This is a genomic window from Cellulosimicrobium sp. 22598 (assembly GCF_052044445.1).
In the GTDB taxonomy this organism is placed as follows: domain Bacteria; phylum Actinomycetota; class Actinomycetes; order Actinomycetales; family Cellulomonadaceae; genus Cellulosimicrobium; species Cellulosimicrobium cellulans_G.
Map to the genome: position 1 here is coordinate 53,766 of NZ_JBQEMZ010000007.1, position 22,976 is coordinate 76,741.

General features: G+C 74.8%; 21 protein-coding genes and 1 tRNA gene. 16 read left to right on the forward strand and 6 right to left on the reverse strand.

All coding sequences use genetic code 11. The features are described 5' to 3' along the window. The first annotated feature begins 84 nt into the window (after window positions 1–84). The 3 genes from ACTJIY_RS09295 to ACTJIY_RS09305 are packed head-to-tail and all read left to right on the forward strand — an operon-like array spanning window position 85 to window position 2,668. Window positions 85–1,089: a hypothetical protein gene (locus ACTJIY_RS09295; protein ID WP_440673672.1), complete on the forward strand. Its 1,005-nt coding sequence runs from the start codon at window positions 85–87 to the stop codon at window positions 1,087–1,089. Then, on the forward strand, window positions 1,086–1,901 hold the full coding sequence (locus tag ACTJIY_RS09300) for a hypothetical protein (protein WP_440673671.1): 816 nt from the start codon (window positions 1,086–1,088) through the stop codon (window positions 1,899–1,901). Before ACTJIY_RS09295 ends, ACTJIY_RS09300 begins: the two co-directional genes overlap by 4 nt. Further along, window positions 1,898–2,668 carry a hypothetical protein gene (locus tag ACTJIY_RS09305; protein WP_440673670.1) on the forward strand — a complete coding sequence of 257 codons (771 nt, stop codon included), beginning with the start codon at window positions 1,898–1,900 and terminating at the stop codon, window positions 2,666–2,668. Before ACTJIY_RS09300 ends, ACTJIY_RS09305 begins: the two co-directional genes overlap by 4 nt. Before the next feature lie 26 nt (window positions 2,669–2,694). Here the strand turns inward: ACTJIY_RS09305 and idi are convergent, their stop codons facing one another. Then, window positions 2,695–3,291, reverse strand: a complete 597-nt coding sequence (gene idi / locus ACTJIY_RS09310) for an isopentenyl-diphosphate Delta-isomerase (protein WP_353706972.1) — start codon at window positions 3,289–3,291, stop codon at window positions 2,695–2,697. Between the two features lie 231 nt (window positions 3,292–3,522). Here idi and ACTJIY_RS09315 point away from each other — a divergent pair, with 231 nt between their 5' ends. The 4 genes from ACTJIY_RS09315 to ACTJIY_RS09330 all read left to right on the forward strand — a co-directional run bounded on the left by ACTJIY_RS09315 (window position 3,523) and on the right by ACTJIY_RS09330 (window position 7,783). Then, window positions 3,523–4,617: an iron chelate uptake ABC transporter family permease subunit gene (locus ACTJIY_RS09315; RefSeq protein WP_440673669.1), complete on the forward strand. Its 1,095-nt coding sequence runs from the start codon at window positions 3,523–3,525 to the stop codon at window positions 4,615–4,617. Window positions 4,618–4,655: 38 nt separating this feature from the next. Next, window positions 4,656–5,729, forward strand: a complete 1,074-nt coding sequence (gene fepG, locus ACTJIY_RS09320; protein ID WP_253052484.1) for an iron-enterobactin ABC transporter permease — start codon at window positions 4,656–4,658, stop codon at window positions 5,727–5,729. A gap of 122 nt (window positions 5,730–5,851) precedes the next feature. Beyond that, window positions 5,852–6,634 (forward strand): ABC transporter ATP-binding protein, encoded by a 783-nt coding sequence (locus tag ACTJIY_RS09325; protein ID WP_253052482.1) that lies wholly within the window; start codon window positions 5,852–5,854, stop codon window positions 6,632–6,634. A gap of 96 nt (window positions 6,635–6,730) precedes the next feature. Further along, window positions 6,731–7,783, forward strand: coding sequence for an ABC transporter substrate-binding protein (locus tag ACTJIY_RS09330; protein ID WP_440673668.1), 1,053 nt, complete (start codon window positions 6,731–6,733; stop codon window positions 7,781–7,783). On the opposite strand, the gene ACTJIY_RS09335 is transcribed toward ACTJIY_RS09330, so the two are convergent. Both ACTJIY_RS09335 and ACTJIY_RS09340 read right to left on the reverse strand, forming a co-directional pair. Beyond that, on the reverse strand, window positions 7,731–8,783 hold the full coding sequence (locus tag ACTJIY_RS09335) for a squalene cyclase (RefSeq protein WP_440673667.1): 1,053 nt from the start codon (window positions 8,781–8,783) through the stop codon (window positions 7,731–7,733). The two genes, ACTJIY_RS09330 and ACTJIY_RS09335, sit on opposite strands and share 53 nt — an antisense overlap. A 31-nt stretch (window positions 8,784–8,814) precedes the next feature. Next, window positions 8,815–9,039, reverse strand: a complete 225-nt coding sequence (locus ACTJIY_RS09340) for a hypothetical protein (protein ID WP_440673666.1) — start codon at window positions 9,037–9,039, stop codon at window positions 8,815–8,817. 304 nt (window positions 9,040–9,343) lie between these two features. Here ACTJIY_RS09340 and ACTJIY_RS09345 point away from each other — a divergent pair, with 304 nt between their 5' ends. Then, window positions 9,344–9,502 carry a hypothetical protein gene (locus tag ACTJIY_RS09345; protein ID WP_353706968.1) on the forward strand — a complete coding sequence of 53 codons (159 nt, stop codon included), beginning with the start codon at window positions 9,344–9,346 and terminating at the stop codon, window positions 9,500–9,502. Window positions 9,503–9,559: 57 nt separating this feature from the next. Here ACTJIY_RS09345 and ACTJIY_RS09350 read toward each other — a convergent pair whose 3' ends face one another. Both ACTJIY_RS09350 and ACTJIY_RS09355 read right to left on the reverse strand, forming a co-directional pair. Then, window positions 9,560–10,939: a permease prefix domain 1-containing protein gene (locus ACTJIY_RS09350; RefSeq protein WP_253051612.1), complete on the reverse strand. Its 1,380-nt coding sequence runs from the start codon at window positions 10,937–10,939 to the stop codon at window positions 9,560–9,562. Beyond that, window positions 10,939–11,313: a PadR family transcriptional regulator gene (locus ACTJIY_RS09355; protein WP_253051611.1), complete on the reverse strand. Its 375-nt coding sequence runs from the start codon at window positions 11,311–11,313 to the stop codon at window positions 10,939–10,941. Before ACTJIY_RS09355 ends, ACTJIY_RS09350 begins: the two co-directional genes overlap by 1 nt. Window positions 11,314–11,460: 147 nt before the next feature. Here ACTJIY_RS09355 and ACTJIY_RS09360 point away from each other — a divergent pair, with 147 nt between their 5' ends. Then, entirely contained in the window at window positions 11,461–12,744 is a 1,284-nt protein-coding gene (locus tag ACTJIY_RS09360) for a glycosyltransferase (RefSeq protein ID WP_440673665.1), read from the forward strand. A 149-nt stretch (window positions 12,745–12,893) separates the two neighbouring features. Here ACTJIY_RS09360 and ACTJIY_RS09365 read toward each other — a convergent pair. Beyond that, window positions 12,894–12,976, reverse strand: a tRNA-Leu gene (locus ACTJIY_RS09365). A gap of 326 nt (window positions 12,977–13,302) precedes the next feature. Here ACTJIY_RS09365 and ACTJIY_RS09370 point away from each other — a divergent pair. From ACTJIY_RS09370 to pknB, 7 genes are all read left to right on the forward strand, one after another. Continuing rightward, on the forward strand, window positions 13,303–14,010 hold the full coding sequence (locus tag ACTJIY_RS09370) for an FhaA domain-containing protein (RefSeq protein ID WP_047230883.1): 708 nt from the start codon (window positions 13,303–13,305) through the stop codon (window positions 14,008–14,010). Window positions 14,011–14,020: 10 nt separating this feature from the next. Next, window positions 14,021–14,524, forward strand: coding sequence for an FHA domain-containing protein FhaB/FipA (locus ACTJIY_RS09375; RefSeq protein ID WP_440673664.1), 504 nt, complete (start codon window positions 14,021–14,023; stop codon window positions 14,522–14,524). 6 nt (window positions 14,525–14,530) lie between these two features. Then, the gene (locus tag ACTJIY_RS09380) at window positions 14,531–15,946 is read left to right on the forward strand and encodes a Stp1/IreP family PP2C-type Ser/Thr phosphatase (protein ID WP_440673663.1); all 1,416 of its coding nucleotides are present in this window, start codon (window positions 14,531–14,533) and stop codon (window positions 15,944–15,946) included. Then, window positions 15,946–17,601: an FtsW/RodA/SpoVE family cell cycle protein gene (locus ACTJIY_RS09385; RefSeq protein ID WP_353706960.1), complete on the forward strand. Its 1,656-nt coding sequence runs from the start codon at window positions 15,946–15,948 to the stop codon at window positions 17,599–17,601. Before ACTJIY_RS09380 ends, ACTJIY_RS09385 begins: the two co-directional genes overlap by 1 nt. Further along, window positions 17,598–19,064: a peptidoglycan D,D-transpeptidase FtsI family protein gene (locus tag ACTJIY_RS09390; protein ID WP_253051606.1), complete on the forward strand. Its 1,467-nt coding sequence runs from the start codon at window positions 17,598–17,600 to the stop codon at window positions 19,062–19,064. Before ACTJIY_RS09385 ends, ACTJIY_RS09390 begins: the two co-directional genes overlap by 4 nt. Beyond that, window positions 19,061–20,662, forward strand: a complete 1,602-nt coding sequence (locus ACTJIY_RS09395; RefSeq protein WP_440673662.1) for a protein kinase domain-containing protein — start codon at window positions 19,061–19,063, stop codon at window positions 20,660–20,662. The genes ACTJIY_RS09390 and ACTJIY_RS09395 overlap by 4 nt, the downstream gene beginning before the upstream one ends. A gap of 113 nt (window positions 20,663–20,775) precedes the next feature. Beyond that, a complete protein-coding gene (pknB, locus tag ACTJIY_RS09400; protein ID WP_440697233.1) occupies window positions 20,776–22,836 on the forward strand; it encodes a Stk1 family PASTA domain-containing Ser/Thr kinase in 2,061 nt (686 codons plus the stop codon). The last annotated feature ends 140 nt before the right edge of the window (window positions 22,837–22,976 follow it).

Sequence of the window (22,976 nt, forward strand, 5' to 3'; positions counted from 1 at the left end):
ACCTCCGCGATGCCCGTTTCGCGCGTTCCGTGACAGGCGGCGCGCGGCGAGGACACCGATCGACCAGCGAGGGGACCAGACGACGTGAGCGGGATGTGGGGCGCCGACGTCACCGAGCTGAGGAGGCTCGCGCAGTCGCTGCGCTCCGCCTCCGACCAGCTCGTGAGCACGACGTCCGAGGTCAGCGGACTCGTGGAGGCCGCCGGCCGGTGGCAGGGCGGCGACGCCGACCAGTTCCGGGGCGAGTGGACCGGGTCCTCGGTGGCGCTCCTGCGCGGGGTGAGCCAGACGCTCGCCGAGGCGTCGCAGGCGGTGCTGCGCAACGCCGACGAGCAGTACCTGACGAGCACCGAGGGCGGCGCCATCCCGTCCCCCGGCGTGCCCGGCCCGGGCGTGCCCACGGGCCCCGGCGGCGGGCCGCTCGGTGGCGGGACCACGCTCGCCGGGTCGATCTGGGACGTCGGGGAGACCCTCGGGGAGTCGACGATGTTCGTCCTCGACGGGCTGAAGGCCTGGAAGGTCGGCCAGTCCCTCACCGCGTTCCTGCAGGCCAGCCGCCTCGCCGACCTGTCCGACGCCGCCGCGAGCGCGTCGGTCTTCGCGCGCGGCATGGTCCTCGACGACGCGATGGGGCTCCTCGGCGGCCTCGGGACCGCAGGCCGGCTCGCGGGCGGCGTCGGCGGCCTGTTCGGCGTCATCGGCGGCTTCAACCAGATGTTCAACACCGAGTACGACGGCGTCCGGGGCGGCGTCGACCGCGTCATGGGCGGCCTGTCGGTCGTGGGCGGCGCGGGGACGATGCTCATGATGGCGGGCATGCTCACCAACCCGGTGGGCATCGGGATCGTGGTGGGCGCGGGCGTCGTCGCGGGCGCCTGGGCGCTGGGGAACCTCGTCGTCGACAACTGGGACGCGATCTCCGGGTTCGCGACCAACCCCGGCCCGTACCTCGCGGACGGGTGGAACACCGTGACCGACTTCGCGAGCGACGCGGTCGATACGATCGGGGACGTCGCGTCCGACGTCGGGGACGCGATCGGCGACGGTCTCTCCGCCGCCGGTGACTTCGTCGGAGGGCTCTTCTCGTGACCCAGCAGACCATGCGGTGGTCCGCGTCGGACGTCGCCGCGGCCGAGCGCGCGCTGGAGCGAGCGACCCCGGGCGAGGTCACGCACGTCGTGACGCTCACGGACGAGGAGATCGTCATCCTCGACGGCCTCCAGAACCCCCAGCTCGTGGCGGTCCCGTGGCTCGACGCGCAGGAGGGCGCGGACCGCACGCTCGTGGGCCGCGTCGCGCTCCGCTCGCTCCTCGCGCGCGGCATGGTCGTGCCGAGCGAGGACGCGGCCGCGGCCGAGCCCGTGGACGGCCGGCCGGCCGTCGGCATCGAGGCCGTCCCGGAGATCACGGGTCCGCTCGTCCTGCGCCGCACGGCGCACGCGATCCTGTCCGTCGAGCGCACGACGTCGATCGGCCGGCACTGGGTGTACGTCTACCTCCACGAGGACGACCGCGTGCTGGAGGAGGAGGTCGCCCCGAGCGGCCACCACGCGTTCAGCGTCTACCCGCTGTCCGAGCTCGCGGGCCGGCTCGCGGTCTTCGTCGACCCGGGCTCGAAGGCCCTGCTCGACGGGCGCTCCCAGACGTTCACGCCCGACGAGTTCGCCGCCCGGGCGCCGAGCCTGCCGGAGCTCGCGGACGCGCTGGCCGTGACGACGCTCGGCGCCGTGCGCGCGGGTTCCGACGTCCTCGAGCAGGTGAGCGTCTACGCGACGCCCGACGGCGTGTACACGGTCCGGGGCGGCGAGCACGGGGCCGACGGCGCGCCGACCTCGCTCACCCTCTCCGAGGTCGGGGCGGCCACGGTCCGCCGGCTCCCGCTCGAGCTGCTCGGTCGATGAGCGGGCCGACGGCGGCGCCCGCGACCGGCGCGCGCGCGACGCGCAAGGTCAGGCACCACGCGGCGCGGTCGGGCCTCGGCACGGTCCGGCACGTGTCGGCGGCGACGCCGAACGCCCCGGCGTGGGCGGTGACGGTGGTCGTGGTGCTCGTGTTCTCCGTCGGGCCGGCGCTCGTGGGGAACGCCGGACCCGCCGCGATCGGCTACCTCCTGCCGTCGTTCGCGGCGATCGCCGCCGTGGTCCTCTGGTTCCTCGGGTCCGAGAAGCTGGTCGTGCTCGACCACGGGATCCTCGTCGGCTCGTTCGCCCCGTTCCTGCGCCCGGTCGCGGTGCCCTTCGCGGCCCTCGACGTCCGGACCGTGCGCGCCGCCGTCGCGAGCCCGCGCACCCTCGGCCTGCTGCTCACCGACCGCGGCGTGTCGACGGCGTCGCGCACCGTGCTCTGGTCGCGCCGCGCCGTGACGTTCGTGGGGGTCGCGCCGAGCCGCCTCCGGCAGGCGCGCGCGCGGGGGCTGCACGTCGACCTCGCGACCGCGACGGCCGTCGACCTCTGGGTCTTCTCGGCCCGCGACCCGCGTCGCCAGGAGCAGGTCGTCCGCGCGCTGGGCGACGCCGCGCGCGCGGCCGGGGTGCCGGGCGCCGAGCAGGTCGAGGCGCTCGCGCTGCCCGCGCAGCCGGTACAGGTCTCGCCCCAGGGCGCGGACCGGCTCGCGGTCCCGGAGCGGCTGCGCAGCGCCCGGGCGCGACACCCGCAGACGACGCGCTGAGCGTCTCGCGGACGGTCGACCGGGTGTCAGGCCGAGGTGGGCCCGAACGCCGCGGCGAGGAGCGCCGTCGGGCCGTCGCCCTCGGTGCTCGCGGCGCCGAGAGCGGCGACCTGGAGCACCATCCACGGGCTGAAGGCCCACGGGGTCGCGGCGACCGCGCGCGCGACGTCGCGCGGGTCCGCCCAGGCGGTCTCCATGACCTCGTCGGGGTTCGGCTCGACCGTGCCCGCCGCGCGCGCCGCGTAGACCGGGCAGATCTCGTTCTCCACGACGCCGGATGCGTCGACGGCGCGGTAGCGGAAGCCCGGCACCGCGACCTCGAGGCCCGCGATCTCCAGCCCGAGCTCGTGCCGCCCGTGGCGGACGATCGACTCCTCGGTGGTCTCGGTCCAGCGCGGGTGCCCGCAGAAGGAGTTGGTCCACACGCCCGGCCACGTGCGCTTCCCGAGCGCGCGCCGCGTGAGCAGGAGGCGGCCCGCGTCGTCGAGCACGTAGCAGGAGAAGGCGAGGTGGAGGGGCGTCTCGGTCGTGTGGACCGCGGCGCGCTCGAAGGTGCCGGTCCGGCGACCCTGGTCGTCGACGGTGACGACGTGGTCGGCGGCGACGGGGACGTGCGAGGTCATGCGGCCACTCTCGCACACGCCGGACCTGCACGGGGAAACGCTGTCAGGAATCTGCGGGACCCCGCGGCGGGGCCCCGGGGAGGACGGCGGGCGAGGCTCGGCCGTGAGGGGAGTCACCCCGACGTCGCGCCCCACCGTCTTGCCGGGCCCACCCTGGCGTGAATTAAGGTGAGGGTAACCTCACTAGGCCACCACCGACCGGGCACGCGCCCCCGAGCAGATCCGAGCACCATGACCTCGCCCGCGACCGCCGACGCGCCGATCGGCGTCCCCGACGGGCCCGTCCGGCCCGCGACGGGCCGTGACGACCGCCCGGCCGGGGTCGCCCGCACCAACGCGGGCCGCAGCCTCGGGCTCCTCGTCGCCGTCGTGGTCCTCGCGGTCGCGATCGTGCTCAGCCTCGTCGTCGGCTCCAAGCCGGTCCCGCTCGGCACCGTCTGGGACGCGCTCACCGGGTACGACGGCTCGGGCGACCACGTGATCATCCGCGACCTGCGGCTGCCCCGCACGATCGTCGGCCTGCTGGTCGGCACCGCGCTCGGGGTCGCGGGCGGGCTCATCCAGGCCATGACACGCAACCCGCTCGCCGACCCGGGCATCCTCGGCGTCAACGCCGGGGCGGCGTTCGCCGTCGTGCTCGCGGTCGCGTTCCTCGGGTTCACGGACATCCAGTCCTTCATCTGGTTCGCGTTCGCCGGGGCGGTCGTCGCGACGGTGGCGGTCTACGCCATCGGGTCGCAGGGGCGCGGGGGAGCGACGCCCGTGCGCCTCACCCTCGCGGGCGTCGCGCTCGGGGCCGTCCTGGGCGGCATCTCGCAGGGGATCACGCTGCTCGACCCCGCGGCGTTCGACCGCATGCGCTTCTGGGGCGCCGGCTCGCTGGCCGGCCGCACGATGGAGATGGCCGGCACGATCGCGCCGTTCGTCGTGGTCGGGCTCGTCATCGCGCTCGTCGTCGCGCGCCCGCTCAACACGATCGCGCTCGGCGACGACCTCGCGAGCTCGCTCGGCGCGCACGTGGGGCGCACGCGCGTCCTCGTCGGCGTCGCGGTGATGCTGCTGTGCGGCGCCGCGACGGCGGCGGCCGGGCCGATCGCGTTCGTCGGGCTCATGGTGCCGCACGTCGCGCGCTGGACGGTCGGTCCCGACCAGCGCTGGATCCTGCCGTACTCGGCCGTGCTCGCGCCCGTCCTGCTGCTCGTGTCCGACGTCGTCGGCCGGGTCGTCGTCATGCCCGGCGAGCTGCAGGTCGGGATCGTCACGGCGTTCGTCGGTGCGCCGGTCCTCATCGCGCTCGTGCGCCGCTCGAAGGCGAGCGGGCTGTGAGCGCCCCGGTCCGGGACGACGCGCCCGTGGGACCGCGCGTGGGCGGGCCCTCGTCCGACCGCGCGCACCGCGTCGACTTCGGCCGCCCCACGCGCGTCGTGCGGGGGCTCGGCGGCCGCGCGAGCCTGCGCCTCGACCTGCGCACGCTCGCCGTGTGCGGGGTGCTGCTGCTCGTCGCGCTCGCGATCGGCGTCGTCGCGCTGACCACCGGCGACTACCCGCTCACCGTGCCCCAGGTGCTCCAGGCGCTCGTGGGCGCCGCCGACGGCCCGGTGCACATGGTCGTCGTGGAGTGGCGCCTGCCGCGCGCGCTCATGGCGCTCGTGCTCGGCGCGGCGCTCGGCGCGAGCGGCGCGATCTTCCAGTCGCTCACGCGCAACCCGCTGGGCAGCCCCGACGTCATCGGGTTCAACACCGGCGCGTACACGGGCGCGCTCGTCGTCATCATGCTGCTCGGCGGCGGGTACGTCGGCGTCGCGGCGGGCGCGCTCGTCGGCGGCGTCGTCACCGCGGGCGTCGTGTACCTCCTGGCGTACCGGCGCGGGGTCCAGGGGTTCCGGCTCATCATCGTCGGCATCGCCGTGTCCGCGATGCTCGCGTCCGTCAACCAGTGGCTCATCGTCAAGGCGGATCTCGAGACCGCGATGGCGGCCGCCGTGTGGGGCGCCGGGTCGCTCAACGGCATGACCTGGGCGCAGGCGGTCCCCGCGTGCGTGCTCGCGGCGCTCCTCGCGCTCCCGCTCCTGTGGCTCGCGCCGCGCATGGGGCTGCTCGAGCTCGGGGACGACGCCGCGGCGGCCCTCGGCCTGCGCAGCGAGCGGGTGCGCCTCGCCCTCGTGATCGTCGGCGTCGCGCTCACGGCCCTCGTGACCGCGGCGGCCGGGCCCATCGCGTTCGTCGCCCTCGCCGCCCCGCAGCTCGCGCGCCGCCTCACGGGCGCCGCGGGCGTGCGGATCCTCCCCGCCGCCGTCATGGGCGCCGTGCTGCTCGCGGCGAGCGACCTCGTCGCCCAGCGCGCGTTCGCGCCCACCCAGCTCCCCGTCGGCGTCGTCACCGTGAGCGTCGGCGGCGCCTACCTCGTCTGGCTCCTCGTCCGCGAGGCCCGCAAGTGACCACGAACCCGCAGACCGGAAGGACCCCGGTGGCTCTCACGAACCTCGCGGCCGCCCCGAGCGGCGCCGTCGCCGACGCGCCGACCGACGCGCGCGCCGACCGCGTCCCGCCCGCGGACCGCCTGCACGCCGACGGGATCACGGTCGGCTACGACGACCGCGTCATCTCCTCCGACCTCGACGTGAGCATCCCCGACGGGTCGTTCACGGTGATCGTCGGGCCGAACGCGTGCGGCAAGTCGACGCTGCTGCGCGCGCTGTCGCGCCTGCTCAAGCCGTCGCGGGGGCAGGTCGTGCTCGACGGCCGCTCGATATCGTCGATCCCCGCCAAGGAGGTCGCGCGACGCCTCGGCCTCCTGCCGCAGACGTCGATCGCCCCCGAGGGCATCACCGTCGCCGACCTCGTCGCGCGCGGGCGCTACCCGCACCAGAAGCTCCTGCGCCAGTGGTCGCGCGAGGACGAGGCCGCGGTGGTCGGCGCGCTCGCCGCGACCGGGACGACCGAGCTCTCGGGCCGCCTCGTCGACGAGCTCTCCGGCGGGCAGCGCCAGCGCGTGTGGGTCGCCATGGTCCTCGCGCAGGAGACGCCCCTCCTCCTGCTCGACGAGCCGACGACGTTCCTCGACATCGCGCACCAGATCGAGCTGCTGGAGCTGTGCGCCGACCTCAACCGCGACCGCGGGCACACGCTCGTCGCGGTGCTGCACGACCTCAACCACGCGTGCCGCTACGCGACGCACCTCATCGCCATGAAGGACGGCGCGGTCGTCGCCGAGGGCGCGCCGGCCGACGTCGTGACGGCCGACCTGGTCGAGGACGTGTTCGGCCTGCCGTGCCGCATCATCGCCGACCCCGTGACGGGCACCCCGCTCGTCGTGCCCGAGGGTCGTCCTCGCCGCGCCTGACCGCGCGGCCCCCGTTCCCCGCCGGTCGACCCACCCGCCCGACCGGCCCCCCACCGTCCTGCGCTCGCCCGCACCGCCTCGTCGGAGGAGCAACGCATGACCCGCACCACCCGTCCCTCGTCCACCCTGCCCACGGCAGCCCGCCCGACCCGGCACCGGCGCCCGGTGCGCTCCCTCGCCGCCGGCGCGCTCGCCGTCGGGCTCGTGGCCACGCTCGCCGCGTGCTCGGCCGGCACCGAACCCGGGACCGACGGCGCGGACCCGGCCGCGGCCGCGGACGGCTGGTCCTGGACGTCCTCGGGCTACGGCACGACGTACGCGCTCGACGAGGCGCCGGACAGCCTCGTCGTGGACGGCTACACCGCCGCGGCGCTGTGGGACTACGGCGTGCGGCCCGCCGGGGTGTTCGGCTACGGCTTCTCCGACGCCGGCGCGCTGTCGATCGGCAACGCCCGGGTCGACGAGATGGAGGTCGTCGGGGCCGACGCCGAGCTCAACCTGGAGAAGCTGCTCGCGCTCGAGCCCGACCTCGTGATCGGGTTCGGCAACGAGGACGGCACGGCCTGGACCTGGTGGGACGACACGGTCATCGAGGAGGCGACGGCGGTCGCTCCGTTCGTCGGCATGAGGTTCTCGGGCCGGCCGGTCGTCGAGGTGATCGAGGACTACGCGTCGCTCGCGGAGGCGCTCGGCGGCGACGTCGACTCGCCGGAGGTCGCGGACGCGAAGGCCGCGTTCGACGAGCGGCTCGACACGCTGCGCGGCATCGCGGCGGAGAAGCCGCTGACGATCCTGCCGCTCAACGGCGCGGAGCAGCTGTGGGTGGGCCAGAAGAACCTCGGCCAGCTCGCGCTGCTCGAGGAGCTGGGCTTCACGATCGGCGGGCCGCAGGACCAGGAGGGCTGGGCCGAGCTGAGCTGGGAGCGCGTGCCGGACCACCCGGCCGACGTCGTGCTGAGCTACACGGGCTCCGACGAGGCGATGGCCGCCAACCCCGTCTACGCGGGGCTGCCCGCGGTGCAGGCGGGCCAGGTCGTCGGGTGGGACGACAAGCGGCCGTTCACCTACGCGAGCTACGTCGAGTGGTTCGACGAGCTCATCGCGGTGCTCGACGGCGCCGAGGTCGTGTCGGGCGCGCTGACGTCCTGACGCCCGCGCCGTCCCACCAGTCGAGGACGACGGTCGCGTGGTAGGTGAGCCAGCGCGACGGCTCGCCCGCGGGGGCGTCGACCTCGAACCACACCCGGCCCGGGTGGCGCCGGCCCTGGAGCCAGGTGCCGTCCGGGCGCCGGGCGCGGCGGACGTGCTCGACGGCGTCCGCCGCGCGCGGGTCGGGAGGCGTCCCGTCGAGCAGCGACGCCTCGCGCAGGTAGACCAGCGCGTTGAGCACGCTGTAGTACCAACGGAACGGGTACGCGAGACGGAACACCCAGTCCCCGACGGGCTCGCCGGTGCTCAGGCGGCGGAACAGGCCGCGGCGCAGCAGGTACTCCTCGCCGGAGCGACGCGCCGCCCGCAGCTCGTCGCTGCCGCCCGCGAGCTCCTGGTACGCGAGCAGGCCCTTGAGCGCATTGAGGGTCGAGTGGAACGAGGAGACGGTGGCGCCCTCGACCCAGTCGCAGTTCCACCCGCCGTCGGGCAGCCGGCCCGCCACGGCGGCGGCGAGCAGCTCCGAGACGTCGGCCCCGAGCCACGCACCCGCGGCGAGCGTGTACCCGTTGATGCACCAGTCGACCTCGCCGCCCCAGTAGGGCAGGTCGTCGTACTCCCAGCGGCTGTGCGCCGCGAGCAGCTCGGGCGTGCGGCGCGCGCGCAGCACGCCAGGGTCGAGCCCCCACTCGCGCAGCGCGACGAGCGACCACGTCGTCGCCGTCCAGGGCTGGCCCTCCTCGGGCGCTCCGCCGGCGTCCACCGCTCCCGCGTCCGCCGGGAAGTACGCGCCGCCCGCCCACTGCCCGTCGGGGTCCTGCAGCGCGAGCAGGCGCGCGCCGAAGCCCTCGGTCGCGACGCGCGCCCGCGTCGCCTCCCAGACCTCGGGAGGCGCGTGCACGACGTCGCGCTCGACCCGCCACCGCAGCGCCGGGTCGGCGTCGAGCAACCAGTCGACCAGCCCGTCCTCGGGCGGCCCTCCGGGAGTGGCGGCGGCCATCCCGCCACGCTACGCCCGGGCGCACGCGGCGTCAGCCCTCGTCGTCCGCCCGTCCGGCGACGACGGCGACGGCGCGCGCGAGCTCGTCCCCGCTCGGGACGGCGTCCGGGTCGAGGAGCCAGAGGATGCCGAGGCTCTGCACGAGCACGAGGTCGAGCCGGGCGACGGCCGCGAGGTCGGCCTCGCTCAGCTCGGGCCGGGCCGCCCGCCCGACGCCGCACGCTTCGACCTCGTCGTCGGGGCCGACGGCGTCCACTCCGCGACGCGTCGGCTCGCGTTCGGGCCGGAGGAGCAGTTCGTGACCTCCCTCGGCGGCTACGCGGCGTTCTCGACGTCCCCGACCCGGTCGCCGGCCGGGTGGTGCTCCTGGGGGACGCGGCGTCGCGCGGCTCGCCCATGACGGGCCAGGGCACCGCGAACGCCCTGGTCGGCGCCTACCTCCTCGCCATGCGGCTGGGGGCGACCCCCGACGACCCCGCCGGCGCGGCGCGGCGGTACGCGGCCGACGTCGCCCCGTTCGTCGAGGCGGGGAGGAAGATCCCGGCGGGGGCATCGCCCGCATGGTGCCGGGGAGCCGGCTGGAGGCGGCGGTGCTGCGCGCGACCACCGGCGTCATGCGGTCGCGCGCGCTGCGCCCGCTGGTGCGGCGCATGTTCCGGGCGGGTGGCGAGGCGCCGTCGCTCCCGGCGACCGACGCGGCGCCGCAGCCCGTCCGCTGAACGACCGCCCGGCACCCTGCCGTGCCGGGCCCGCCGCGGGCCCGGCACGGCGGGTCGTCAGACGAAGCCGAACACGGGCGGGAAGACGACGGCCACGATCGCGGCCCACGCCGCGTACACGGGCAGGAACCGGGTCTGCCAGGCGACGAGGTCGGCGAACGGGCGCCGCCCGCGCAGGAACGCCGTCGCGAGGACGGCGGACCACACGAGGTGCACGAGCAGGAGCAGGTTGAGCCCGAGCGCGGCGGCCTTGTTGGGGCTGACGCCGAACTCGGCGATGCGCGTGAGCATCGCCGTGAGCGCGACGGCGTCGACCGCGAGCGCCGCGACGACGAGGACGACCTGGAGGCCGTCGAAGAACGACCCGGGCGCGAGCGGGTCGCGTGCCGAGACCGAGTAGAGGAGCAGGCACAGGACGAGCACGAGGATCGCGTCCATGAGGATGAGCAGCTCGCGGTCGACGGCGGCGAGGTTCCCTGCGGTCGCGAGGACGACGAACGCGGCGAGGAGCATGACGAGCGTCAGGGGCGTGAAGACGCGCGTGAGCACGGGCGCGATGTTCTCGACGACGTTCTGCTTGGCCTCGACGAGCCACGCGGCCACGATCAGCGCCGCCGGGACGCACAGGGTCAGGATCCAGGCGTCGAGGTAGGGCTCGAGGTCGACGCCGGCGAGCGAGAAGACCCCGATCGTCAGGCCGAGCAGGACGCCGCCGCCGAGCGCGATGAGCGTGTAGTACACGGCGAGCTCGCCCGTGAACCGCACGAAGTCCATGCGTCGTGCGTCCGAGCGCCACCGCCCGCCGACGTACGCGAGCCCGACGACGGACCACAGCGTCACGGGCGCGGCGAGCGCCGCGAGGACGAACGTCGAGTCCGTGGGCTGGAACGGGTACAGGTTGAGGACGAGGCCCAGCGCGACGAACGGCACGACGAGCGCGCCGACCACGCGCGCCGTGACCTGCCGCTTCCACGCGAGGTAGGCCGTGAGGAACGGCAGCACGAGGAGCCCGACGTTGAGGCCGACCGTCTCCCACGGGAGGAGCACGGTCGCGACCTTCACCGTGACGCCCACCGCGACGGCGAGCGCGAGCACCACCGCGAGCTCGCGCCACGACCGCGTGCGGCCGGTCGGCTGCTCGCCGACGAGGACGAGCTGCTTCCACAGCCGCTCGGAGTGCTCCTGCGCGAACTCGCGCGAGAGGTCGTCGAGCGTGCCCATGCGCTTCACCGCGACGAGGAACGCCTCGTCGTCGTCGAGCCCGGTCGCGCGGAGGTCCTCGACCCGCTCGCGCAGATGGTCCTCCATCTCGTCGACGTCCGCGCCGGAGATGGCCTCGCGGCGGCGGACGTAGCCGCGCCACTGGTCGATCTGGGCCTCGAGCGCGGCGTGCGGGCCCGGGCTCGCCCCGCCCGCGGGAGCGGTCGTGGCGCCCATCAGGCCCACCCCTCCGCGACGCGCGGCGGGGTCGGCAGCCCGTCCTGCGCCGCGCGCCAGACCTGGTGGAGCGCGTGCGCGACGACGTCCCACTGCGCCTGGCGCTCGACGAGCGCCTCGCGCCCCGCGGCGGTGATCGCGTAGTGCTTGCGGCGCCGCCCGACGTCGGACGTGCCCCACGACGCCTCGACGAGACCGAGCCGCTCCAGCCGGTGCAGGAGCGGGTAGAGCATGCCGTCGGTCCACTGCATGCGGCCGCCCGAGAGCTCGTCGACGCGCTTGAGGATCGCGTACCCGTACGACTCGCCGTCCGCGAGGATCCCGAGCACGAGCGGGGTGGCCGACGCGGCCACGAGGTCCTTGTCGATACGCATGGCACTCCTATGCCTAGTTCTTCTAGGGATACAGACCCTAGCAGATCTAGGGTTGGCGGAGCGGTCGTGGGGGCTAGCGTGGTCCTGCGACGCGGTCGTCACGTCGCGAGGCGGGACGCCCTCGCCGGCCGCGACCGGGGGTGGGCCATGCCTCGCACGTACCTCTTCGCCCTGACCGACGGCGGCGGCACGGTCCCGCCGGAGGTGGGGGCCGTGCGGCGGCTCGTGGAGCGCGGGCACCGCGTGCGCGTGCTCGCCGAGGACTCGATGGCTCCCGAGGTCCGCGCGACGGGTGCGACGCTCGTCCCGTGGCGCACCGCGCCGAACCGCCCCGACCGCGACCCGGCGCACGACCCTCTCCAGGACTGGGCGGCGCCCAGCCTGCTCGCGCAGGCGCGCGACATGGGCGACCACCTCATCGCGGGGCCCGCGCCGGACTACGCGCGCGACGTGCTCGCGGCCGTCGACGACGAGCGTCCTCACCTCGTCGTGACGTCCGTCTTCGCGTTCGGCGCGATGATCGCGGCGCAGTCGCGCGGGATCCCGTTCGACGTCCTGATCCCCAACGTCTACGCCCTGCCCACGCCCGGCCGCACGCCGTTCGGTGCGGGGCTCACGCCCGCGCGCGGGCCGCTCGGCCGGCTGCGCGACCGCGCGATCACCGGTCTCTCGACGCGCGTGTTCGACCGGTACACGCGCGACCGGCTCAACGCCCTGCGCGCCGATCTGGGCCTCGACCCGCTCGGGCGCTCGTGGGAGCAGATGAGCGCCGCACGCCGCCAGCTCGTCATGACGAGCCCGGCATTCGACCTCCCCGGCCCGCTCCCGGCGAACGCCCGGTACGTGGGGCCCGTGCTCGACGACCCGGCGTGGGCCGACGGCGTCCCGTGGGCCGCACCGCCGGGCGACGCCCCGCTCGTCCTCGTCGCGCTGTCGTCGACGTTCCAGGACCAGGCCGCGCTCCTGCGGCGCATCGTCGCCGCGCTCGCGACGCTGCCCGTGCGCGGCGTCGTCACGACCGGGCAGGGGCTCGCGCCCGACGCGGTGCCGGGCGCGGCGAACGTCTCCGTGGTCTCCGCCGCTCCCCACCACGAGGTGCTGCGCGACGCCGTGCTCGTCGTCACGCACGGCGGGCACGGCACGCTGCTCAAGGCGTTCGCGGCGGGCTGCCCCGTCGTCGTCCTGCCGCACGGGCGCGACCAGAGCGACAACGCCGTGCGCGTCACGCTGCGGGGCGCGGGCGTCGCGCTGTCGCGGAAGGCCTCCGCGGAACGGGTCGCGCGGGCTGTCGGGCAGGTGCTCGGCGACGCCGCGTACCGGCGCCGGGCCGCCGCGCTCGGCGCCGCCGTCCGGCGCGACGCCGAGCACAGCACGCTCGTCGCCGAGCTCGAGGACCTCGGCCCCGAGGGCGACCCACGACCGTCACGCTGACCCGATGGACGCCGCGACGCGAGGGCGCGACCCCGTCCCCGGCCACGCCCGGACCGCACCGTCCCGGGGATGCACGAAGTCCCGGCCAGGAGAACCTGACCGGGACTTCTCGAGGGCCTTCCGACTGCACCAGTCGGAACCTCGTCACGTGCGCGAGGGGGGACTTGAACCCCCACGCCCTTTCGGACACTGGCACCTGAAGCCAGCGCGTCTGCCATTCCGCCACTCGCGCGTGCCGCAGAAGACTAGCACGACGCACGACGGCGCCTGGAACCGCTCGGCCTGACGTGACGACGGCCACGTGCCGGTCGTCGCGCACCGACGAGAGCCCCGACGGCCGGGCGCCCGACGTTCACACGCTCCGCCCCGAACGCGCCACATCCGTCCGGAGATCGTGCGACGAATCGGGCCTCCGGCGCAGACGTGATCGATACGATCTAGGTAGTCTGCCCGGGACGCGGGTATGCACGAGGGGGCCACCAGGAGCACGTCCGGAGGAGCAGACGACGACCGCGCGGCGCGAGCCGCGGCACGAGCGAGCACGAGGGAGGAGGTGGCATGGGAGTCCTGGACCGCTTCGAGAAGGGCGTGGAGCGCGTGGTGAACAACGCGTTCGCCAAGGTCGGGCGCAGCGAGGTCAAGCCCGTCGAGCTCGCGAGCGCGCTGCGGCGCGAGGTCGACGACCGCGCCGCCGTCGTGGACCGCGAGCGCACGGTCGTGCCCAACGAGTTCACCATCGAGCTGTCGGTGGACGACTTCGGCCAGGTCGAGGGGTGGGGCGCGGAGACGCTCGCCGACGAGCTGGCGTCGAACGTCACGCAGTACGCGGCGTCGCAGCACTACGCGTTCGTCGGCCCGGTGAGCGTGAGCTTCGAGCAGAACGACACGCTCGACGTCGGCCGCTTCCAGCTCCGCTCGGCGAGCGTGCGGGGCAACGTGGCGCCCGCGACGTCCGCGTCCCCGAGCACGCGGCACCCGCTCGTCGACATCGACGGGCAGCGCTACCTGCTCACGGGCCCGGTCACGGTCATCGGCCGCGGCTCGGAGGCCGACATCGTCGTCGACGACCCGGGGGTCTCGCGCCGCCACCTGGAGATCCGCGTGACGCCGGAGGGGGTCATCGCGACGGACCTCGGCTCGACCAACGGCCTGTTCGTCGAGGGTCACCAGGTGCCGGCCGCGACGCTGCTGGACGGCAACTCCCTGACGATCGGCCGTACCCGCATCATGTTCTGGACCGGCGCGTCCGACAACGAGGAGTGGTGATCCGGCCCGCATGACCGACCTCACGTTCACCCTGCTGCGGCTGGGCTACCTGGTGCTGCTCTGGGTGTTCGTGCTCTCCGCGATCGGGGTGCTGCGTCGGGACCTGTACGGCACCAGGATCACGCCGCGCCGGGGCCGCAAGGGCACCGCGCAGGCCGCGCGCCCGACGTCGGGCCCCACCCCTGCCGCGGCGCCCGAGCCCGCGCGTCCTGCCTCGCCGGCCGGGCCGTCGCGGCTCGTCGTCACCGCCGGCCCGCTGACGGGCACGACGATCCCCCTCACGACGTCGTCGATCCTCATCGGGCGGGCACCGAGCTGCACGCTCGTGCTCGACGACGACTACTCCTCGTCGCGCCACGCGCGCATCTTCCCGCAGCACGGGTCCTGGTTCGTCGAGGACCTCGGCTCCACCAACGGCACCTACGTCGAGGACCAGCGCATCGGCCAGGTGACGCCGCTGGGTCCGGGCACGCGGGTGCGGATCGGTCAGTCCGTCGTCGAGCTGCAGAGGTAGCCCGCAGTGAACATCGCCCTGCGCTACGCCGCGCGCTCCGACGTCGGGCTCGTGCGCTCCAACAACCAGGACTCCGGCTACGCCGGCCCGCACCTCCTCGTCGTCGCCGACGGCATGGGCGGCCACGCCGGGGGAGACGTCGCCTCGTCGATCGCCATCGCGGCGCTCGCACCGCTCGACGGCGAGTCGCACGGCCCGGACGACGCGCTCGCCGAGCTCGAGCGCTCGATCGACCACGCGCGCCAGGACCTCGTGGACCGCAGCGTGACCGACCCCGAGCTGGTCGGCATGGGCACGACCGTCACCGCGATCCTGCGCGCGGGCAACAAGCTCGCGATGGCGCACCTCGGCGACTCGCGCGCGTACCTGCTGCGCGACGGCGAGCTCACCCAGGTCACGACCGACCACACGTTCGTGCAGCACCTCGTGGACACGGGCCGAATCTCGCCCGACGAGGCGGAGACCCACCCGCAGCGCAACGTCGTCATGCGCGTGCTCGGCGACTTCGACATCGACCTCACGCCCGACATGTCGGTGCGCGAGGCGAAGCCGGGCGACCGCTGGCTCCTGTGCTCCGACGGGCTCTCGGGCTTCGTCAGCCCCGAGACGATCGCCCAGTCGCTCTCGGACACCCCCGACGTCGACGAGTGCGCCGACCACCTGCTGCAGCTCGCGCTGCGCGCGGGCAGCACGGACAACGTGACGGTCGTGGTGGCCGACATCGTGGACCTCGACACGCTGCCCGACGGCACGGCGCCCGGCACCGGGGCCCAGGTCGTCGGGTCGGCCGCGATCGACCGCGACGCCCCGACGTCGGCCGCGGACGGCCCCGCCGCCCGGGCGGCGGCCCTCATGGCGAGCGCGAACGCGCCCGCCGTGACCGAGGAGCCCGCCGCGGACGGCGCGGCGGATCCCGCGCAGGGGGCCGAAGCCCCGGCCGAGACCCCGGGGGACGGCGACGACGACGTGCGGCCCGGCCGCGCGCCTCGCCGCTGGATCACGGTCGTCGCGATCCTCCTCGTCGTCGCGGGCCTGGGCGTGGCCGGCTGGGCGGGCTACCGCTGGACGCAGACGCAGTACTACGTCGGCGTCGCCGACGGCCAGGTCGCCGTGTTCCGCGGCATCCCGGAGAACGCGGGCCCGGTGACGCTGTCGACACCGATCGAGCTCACGGGGACGCGCGTCACGGACCTGCCGGGCTACGTCGTCGACCGCCTGGAGACCACGATCCCCGCGGAGTCGCTCGAGGACGCCCGCGCGCGGGCGGAGCGCCTCGTCGCCGAGGCCGCGGAGGAGTCCACCGACGCGCCCGCGACCGACGACACCACGGAGGCGCCCACCGAGGGCGCCACCGAGACCCCGGAGGCCGGGGCGCCCGACGTGACCCCGGCACCCACCGGCGGCGCCGGCTCGGGGGCCTGATGGCCACGGTGGAGACCACCGAGGTGCGCCCCGGCCGGGGCGCGGAGCTCGGTCTGCTCGTCCTCGCGCTCGCGCTGGGCATCGGGGCGTACGCGCTCGTGGGCCTCCAGCTCACGGGCGAGCTCCCGGGCCGCTTCTACGTGTACAGCATCGGCACCGTGGTGCTCGCGGGCGCCGCGCACCTGCTGCTGCGCTTCAAGGCGCCGTACGCGGACCCGGTGATCCTGCCGATCGCCGTCGCGCTCAACGGCATCGGCCTCGCGATGATCTTCCGCCTCGACCTCGGCTCGCAGGTCACGGGCGGGACCCAGGACCTCGCGCCGCGCCAGCTCCAGTGGACCGCGCTGGGCATCCTCTGCGCGTTCGCCGTGATCTGGTTCCTGCGCGACCACCGGACCCTGCGGCGCTACACGTACACCGCGATGATCGCGGGCATCGTGCTCGTCGCGCTGCCGCTCGTCCCGGGCCTGGGGACGCGCATCAACGGCGCGCAGATCTGGATCAACGTCTTCGGCTTCTCGCTCCAGCCCGCGGAGTTCGCGAAGATCGCGTTCGCGATCTTCTTCGCCGGCTACCTCGTGACGAACCGGGACACGCTCGCGCTCGCCGGGCCCAAGGTGCTCGGGCTCCAGCTCCCGCGCCTGCGCGACCTCGGGCCGATCATCATCGTCTGGCTCGTCTCGCTCGCGATCCTCGTGTTCGAGCGCGACCTCGGCACGTCGCTCCTCTTCTTCGGGCTCTTCGTCGCGATGCTCTACATCGCGACCGAGCGCGTGAGCTGGGTCGTCATCGGCCTCCTGCTCATCGCGGTCGGCGCGGTCCTCGCGGCGTCGACGTTCGGCCACGTCCAGGCGCGCGTCGACGTGTGGCTGCACCCGTTCGACCCCGAGATCTTCGGCCGCAGCCCCGGCGGCTCGGGCCAGCTCGTGGGCGGCCTGTTCTCGCTCGGCAACGGCGGGCTGTTCGGCACCGGCTGGGGCGCGGGCTACCCGCGCACGGTCCCGTACGCGTTCTCCGACTTCATCTACGCGTCGCTCGGCGAGGAGCTCGGCCTCACGGGCCTCATCGGCATCCTGCTCGCCTACCTCATCCTCGTGGAGCGCGGCCTGCGCACCGCGATCGGCGTCCGCGACGGGTTCGGCAAGCTCCTCGCCGGCGGGCTCGCGTTCGTCATGGCGTGGCAGCTCTTCGTCGTCGTCGGCGGGATCACGCGCATCATCCCGCTGACGGGCCTCACCATGCCGTTCGTCGCCCAGGGCGGGTCGTCGCTCCTCGCGAACTGGCTGGTCGTGGGCCTGCTGCTGCGCATCTCCGACGACGCGCGGCGGCCGTCGTCCCTGCCCGTGCGCGGGCAGGTGGCCCCCGGCGGGGCGCGCACGCGCCCCGACTCGGAGCCGGTCGAGGTCGTGGGCGGCGGGGCTCCCGCCGTCGGTGCCCGGCCCGACGACGCGCCCACCACGGTCGGGGCGCCCGCCGCGGGCGCCTCGGCAGGACCCGTCACAGGTCCGACGCGCGCGACGACGGGCGTGCAGCCCGCCGTCGGGCAGACCGGCGACGTCTCGGCCCACCCCGACGAGCTGCGCACGGAGGTCGTGCGGCGCCCCGGTCCCGACGGCACCCACCCGGAGACCGACCCCTGGGGAGGAGCCCGGTGAACGTCCCCCTGCGTCGCGTCGCGACGGTCGTCCTCGTCATGTTCCTCGCGCTCATGGTGTCGACGACGTACATCCAGTTCGTCCAGGCGGACTCGCTCAACAACGACTCGCGCAACGCCCGCACGATCTACCGCGAGTACAACAAGTTTCGCGGCCCGATCGTCGTCGCGGGCGACGCGATCGCCTCGTCGACCCCGGTGGACGACGCGTTCGGCTTCCAGCGCCAGTACGCGAACGGCCCGCTGTACGCGCCGGTCTCGGGGTTCCTCTCGCTCACCAACGGGCGCACCGAGATCGAGGACAAGGAGAACGACTACCTGAACGGCGAGGCGAGCTCGCTGTGGCTCGACCGCCTCAGCGCGCTGTTCACCGGCAAGCAGCCCCAGGGCGCGTCCGTCGAGCTGACGATCGACCCCGCAGCGCAGCAGGCCGCCTGGGACGCCCTGGGAGACCAGCGCGGCGCCGTCGTCGCGATCGAGCCGAAGACCGGCCGCGTCCTCGCGCTCGTGTCCAAGCCGAGCTACGACCCCAACGAGCTCGCGACGCACGACACCGCCCTCGCGCGCGAGCGCTACCAGGAGCTGCTCAACGCCGACGGCAACCCGATGTCGAACCGGGCCATCCGGGGCAACACCTACCCGCCGGGGTCGACGTTCAAGATCGTCACGTCGGCCGCGGCGCTCGAGAGCGGGCAGTACACGGCCGAGACCGTGATCCCGGCCCCGGACGAGCTCCCGTACCCGCAGTCGACGCAGACGATGAAGAACTTCGGCGGCACCCGCTGCTCGCCGACGGGCGAGATGACGCTCGCCGACGCCCTCCGCATCTCCTGCAACACCGCCTTCGGCGACCTGGCCATGACGCTCGGCGAGGACGCGATGCGGGACCAGGCCGAGGACTTCGGCTTCGACGCCCCGCTCGAGATCCCGATGGACGTCACGCCGAGCCAGTTCCCCGCCGAGGGCACCCCGGGCGCCGACCCGGCGGGCATCGCGCGCGCGGGCATCGGGCAGGGCGAGGTCAAGGTCACCCCGCTCCAGATGGCGATGGTCGCCGCCGCGATCGCGAACGACGGTGTGCAGATGGCCCCGTACACGGTGGAGACGATCCGCAACCCCGACCTCGACGTCGTCCGCCAGTCCGAGCCGCGCCGCCTGCGCACCTCGGTGTCGCCGTCGACCGCCGAGCAGCTCACGCAGATGATGCTCGGCGTCGTGCAGAACGGCTCCGGGAAGGCGGCACAGATCCCGGGCGTGCAGGTCGCGGGCAAGACGGGCACCGCCGAGACGGGCGGCGAGGCCGCCCCGCACGCGTGGTTCACGAGCTTCGCGCCCGCCGACGACCCGCAGGTCGCCGTCGCGGTCATCGTCGAGAACGGCGGCTCGCTCGGCAACGAGGCCACGGGCGGCGCGATCGCCGCGCCGATCGCGCGCGCCGTCATGGAGGCGGTGTTGAACGGATGAAGCCCGTGAGGGGGCTGACGCTCGGGAACCGCTACCGCCTCGTGCGGCGCATCGCCGTCGGCGGCATGGGCGAGGTCTGGGTCGCGGCCGACGACGCGCTCGGGCGCGAGGTGGCCGTCAAGGTCCTGCGGACCGAGTACGCGGGCAACGAGGACTTCCTCAACCGCCTGCGGACCGAGGCCCGCAACAGCGCCGCGCTCTCGCACCCGAACATCGCGCAGATGTACGACTACGGCGAGACGAACGGCTCCGGGTACCTCGTCATGGAGCTCGTCGTGGGCGAGCCCATGGCGGACCTGCTGGAGCGCGAGCCCGTGCTCCCGCCCGCGCGGCTCCTGCCGATCCTCGCGCAGACCGCCCGCGCGCTGCACGCCGCGCACCTGTCCGGCGTCGTGCACCGTGACGTCAAGCCGGGCAACATCCTCATCGACCGCTCCGGCACCGTGAAGATCACCGACTTCGGCGTCTCGCTCGCGGCCAACCAGGTCCCGATGACCGCGACGGGCATGGTGATGGGCACGGCCCAGTACCTCTCGCCCGAGCAGGCCGTCGGGCAGGCGGCCACCGGGGCGTCGGACATCTACGCGCTGGGCATCGTGGCGTACGAGTCGATCGTCGGGAACCGGCCGTTCACCGGGTCCACGCCGGTCGACATCGCGGTCGCGCACGTCAACGAGCCCGTGCCGCCGCTCCCGTCGTCGGTCGACCCGGAGCTCGCCGAGCTCGTCATGGTCATGCTCGGCAAGGACCCGTTGGCCCGGCCGCACCCGGCCGACGCCCTCGCGCGCGTCTTCGAGGAGATCCAGGCCCGCCTCGCGGCCGACCCGTGGTCCGCCCGGGCCGGCGCGGCCGCCAACACCCGGCGCGGCCGGCGCGCCCGCACGACGGCGGACGACGCCCCGCGCGCACCCGAGCCCGACCCCGCGCCCGTCATCACGCCGCTCGTCATCCCGGCCGCCGTGCGCGACCCGCACCCGGTCGACCCCGCGACGCCGTGGATCGCCCCGGAGGCCCGACCAGGCGCCCACGCGGCCGAGCCCGCAGGTGGCCACCTCGCCGAGAGCGACGCCGAGCCCGTCGGGCGGGCGACCGCTCCGCCGTCCGACACGCCGCCCGCGCCCGGGCCCGCCCTGCCGTGGGAGCGCCCCGTCCCCACGACCGCGGGCGACGACCCGGCCGGTCCCCGCGCCTACCCGCCGCGCCGCGAGATGCACGGCGGCACCCGCTCGTCGCGGCGCCCCCAGCCCGCTCGCGGCGGCACGCGGCCGGGCTCCGGGTCGGCCGCGAGCACCCCGCCGGCGGCACCGGCCACGCGGGCCGAGGCCCGGCGGCAGTCGCAGGCGGCCCCGTCCCGGTCGTCCTCCGGGCGCCGCACGTCCACGACGACGGGGCGACGCCTCGGCGGGCTCCCGAACGGCCTGACGTGGCCCCTGGTGGCCCTCCTCGGCCTCCTGCTCGTGCTCGTGATCGCCACCATCGCCTCCCTCGGGGACCGGGACGGGGGCGACGCCGACGCGGCTCCCGCGGCCGTCGTCGGGACGGTCACCGACGCCGACGCGTCGGGCTCCCCGGGACCCTCCGGACGGGTGACATCGTGACGACATCGTTGTGTTCCCGGCTTTCCCGGACGCCCTCCAGTGGGATGATTGCGCCAGATGTGCCGCGCGCGGACGCGCCCGCGGCTCCGACGACACCGAAGGACGAATGAGTGGTGGACAACGCTCCCCGAGTGCTTGCCGGGCGCTACCAGGTCGGTGAGCTCATCGGCCGTGGTGGCATGGCCGAGGTGCACATCGGGCACGACAACCGCCTCGGTCGCACGGTCGCGATCAAGATCCTGCGGTCCGACCTCGCCCGCGACCCTACCTTCCTCGCGCGCTTCCGCCGCGAGGCCCAGGCCGCGGCGTCCCTCAACCACCCCGCGATCGTCGCGGTGTACGACACGGGCGAGGACGTCCACGCGGACGCCACCGGCAACTCGGTGCACGTCCCGTTCATCGTCATGGAGTACGTCGAGGGCCACACGGTCCGCGACATCCTCCGCGACGGCCAGGCCGTCCCCATCGACGAGGCCGTCGAGATCACGGCGGGCGTGCTCGCAGCGCTCGAGTACTCGCACCACGCCGGGATCGTGCACCGCGACATCAAGCCCGCGAACGTCATGATCACGCCCACGGGCGCCGTCAAGGTCATGGACTTCGGCATCGCGCGCGCGATGGCCGACTCGGCGGCGACGATGACGCAGACCCAGGCCGTCATCGGCACCGCCCAGTACCTCTCGCCGGAGCAGGCGCGCGGCGAGACGGTCGACGCGCGCTCCGACCTGTACTCCACCGGCTGCCTGCTCTACGAGCTGCTCACCGGCCGCCCGCCGTTCATCGGCGACTCGCCCGTCGCGGTGGCCTACCAGCACGTGCGCGAGGCCCCGGCGACGCCGAGCGCCGTCGCGCCGGACGTCCCCGAGGTGCTGGACCGCATCACGCTCAAGGCGCTCGCCAAGGACCGCACGGCCCGCTACTCGAACGCGGCCGAGTTCCGCGCCGACCTCGAGAACGCCGTGCGTGGCGGGGCGATCACGGCCCCTGCGCTCGGGGTCGCCGCCGCCGCGGCGGGCCTCGGTGCCGCTGCCGCGGCCGCCGATCTCCAGCCGACGATGGTCGAGTCCGCGACGCAGGTCATGGCGCCCGCAGCGGCCGCCCCGAACCCGTGGGCGACGAGCGTCGCACCGGCCGTCCCGCCCGGGGACGAGGTCCCGGGGGAGGACGAGGAGGAGCCCAAGAGCCGCAAGGGTCTCATGTGGACCCTCATCGCGATCGGCGTGCTCGCCCTCGCGGCGATCATCACGATGCTCATCATCAACAGCCAGGGCGAGGAGGAGCCGACGACGGGCACGGTCCCGACGCTCTCGGCGCCGATCACGCCCGAGGAGGCCGAGAAGGCGATCACCGACGCCGGCTTCGAGTACGCGCAGGCCATCGACCAGGAGTCGACCGAGCCCGAGGGGACGTTCACGAAGACCGACCCCGCGGGAGGCACCACCCAGGAGCTCGGCTCGACCGTCACGGCGTTCTTCTCCGCCGGACCCGACGCCGTCACGCTGCAGGACCTCAAGGGCAAGACCCAGGAGGAGGCCCGGCAGTACCTCGCGGACAACGGTCTCAACGTCGGCGACGTCGCCACGGAGGACTCCCCGGACGTCGCGAAGGGGTCCGTGACGCGGACGGACCCGGGCGCGGGCCAGTCCGTGCCCGCAGGGTCGACGGTCAACCTGTTCGTGTCGAGCGGGCTCGTCACCCTGCCGGACGTCACCGGTCAGCAGTTCGACGCCGCGAAGGCGACGATCGAGGCCCTCGGTCTCGGGGTCGACCGCAGCGACGAGGAGTCCGACGAGGCCGAGAACCAGGTCCTCTCGCAGCAGCCCAACGCCGGGAGCGTGCCCCAGGGGTCGCGCGTGACCCTCAAGGTCGCGATCCCGCGCGCCGCGGAGACGACGACGGTCCCGTCCAACCTCGTCGGGATGACCGAGGCGCAGGCAGAGGAGGCGCTGCACGGCGCCGAGCTCAACATGGGCACCCGCCAGACGCAGGAGTCCGACCAGTGGCCCGCCGGCACGGTCATCGGCTCCGACCCGCGAGGGGGTGCTGAGGTCCCCGTCGGCACCGAGGTCTCGCTCATCGTCTCGACCGGCCCCGGCCCGTCGACCGGTGGCGACAACGGCGGCGGCCCCGGCGGTGGGGGCGGCGGAGGCGGCGGCGGGAACAACGACGGCTGACGCGCCGCCCGGCTCGGTATGACGAACGGGCCCCCACCTCGCGAGGTGGGGGCCCGTCGTCGTCCGGAGGACGAGCGGTCAGCAGCCGGGACCAGCGGCGCCGGAGTCCTGGGCCCGTGTCGTGGCCCGCGGACGGGTCG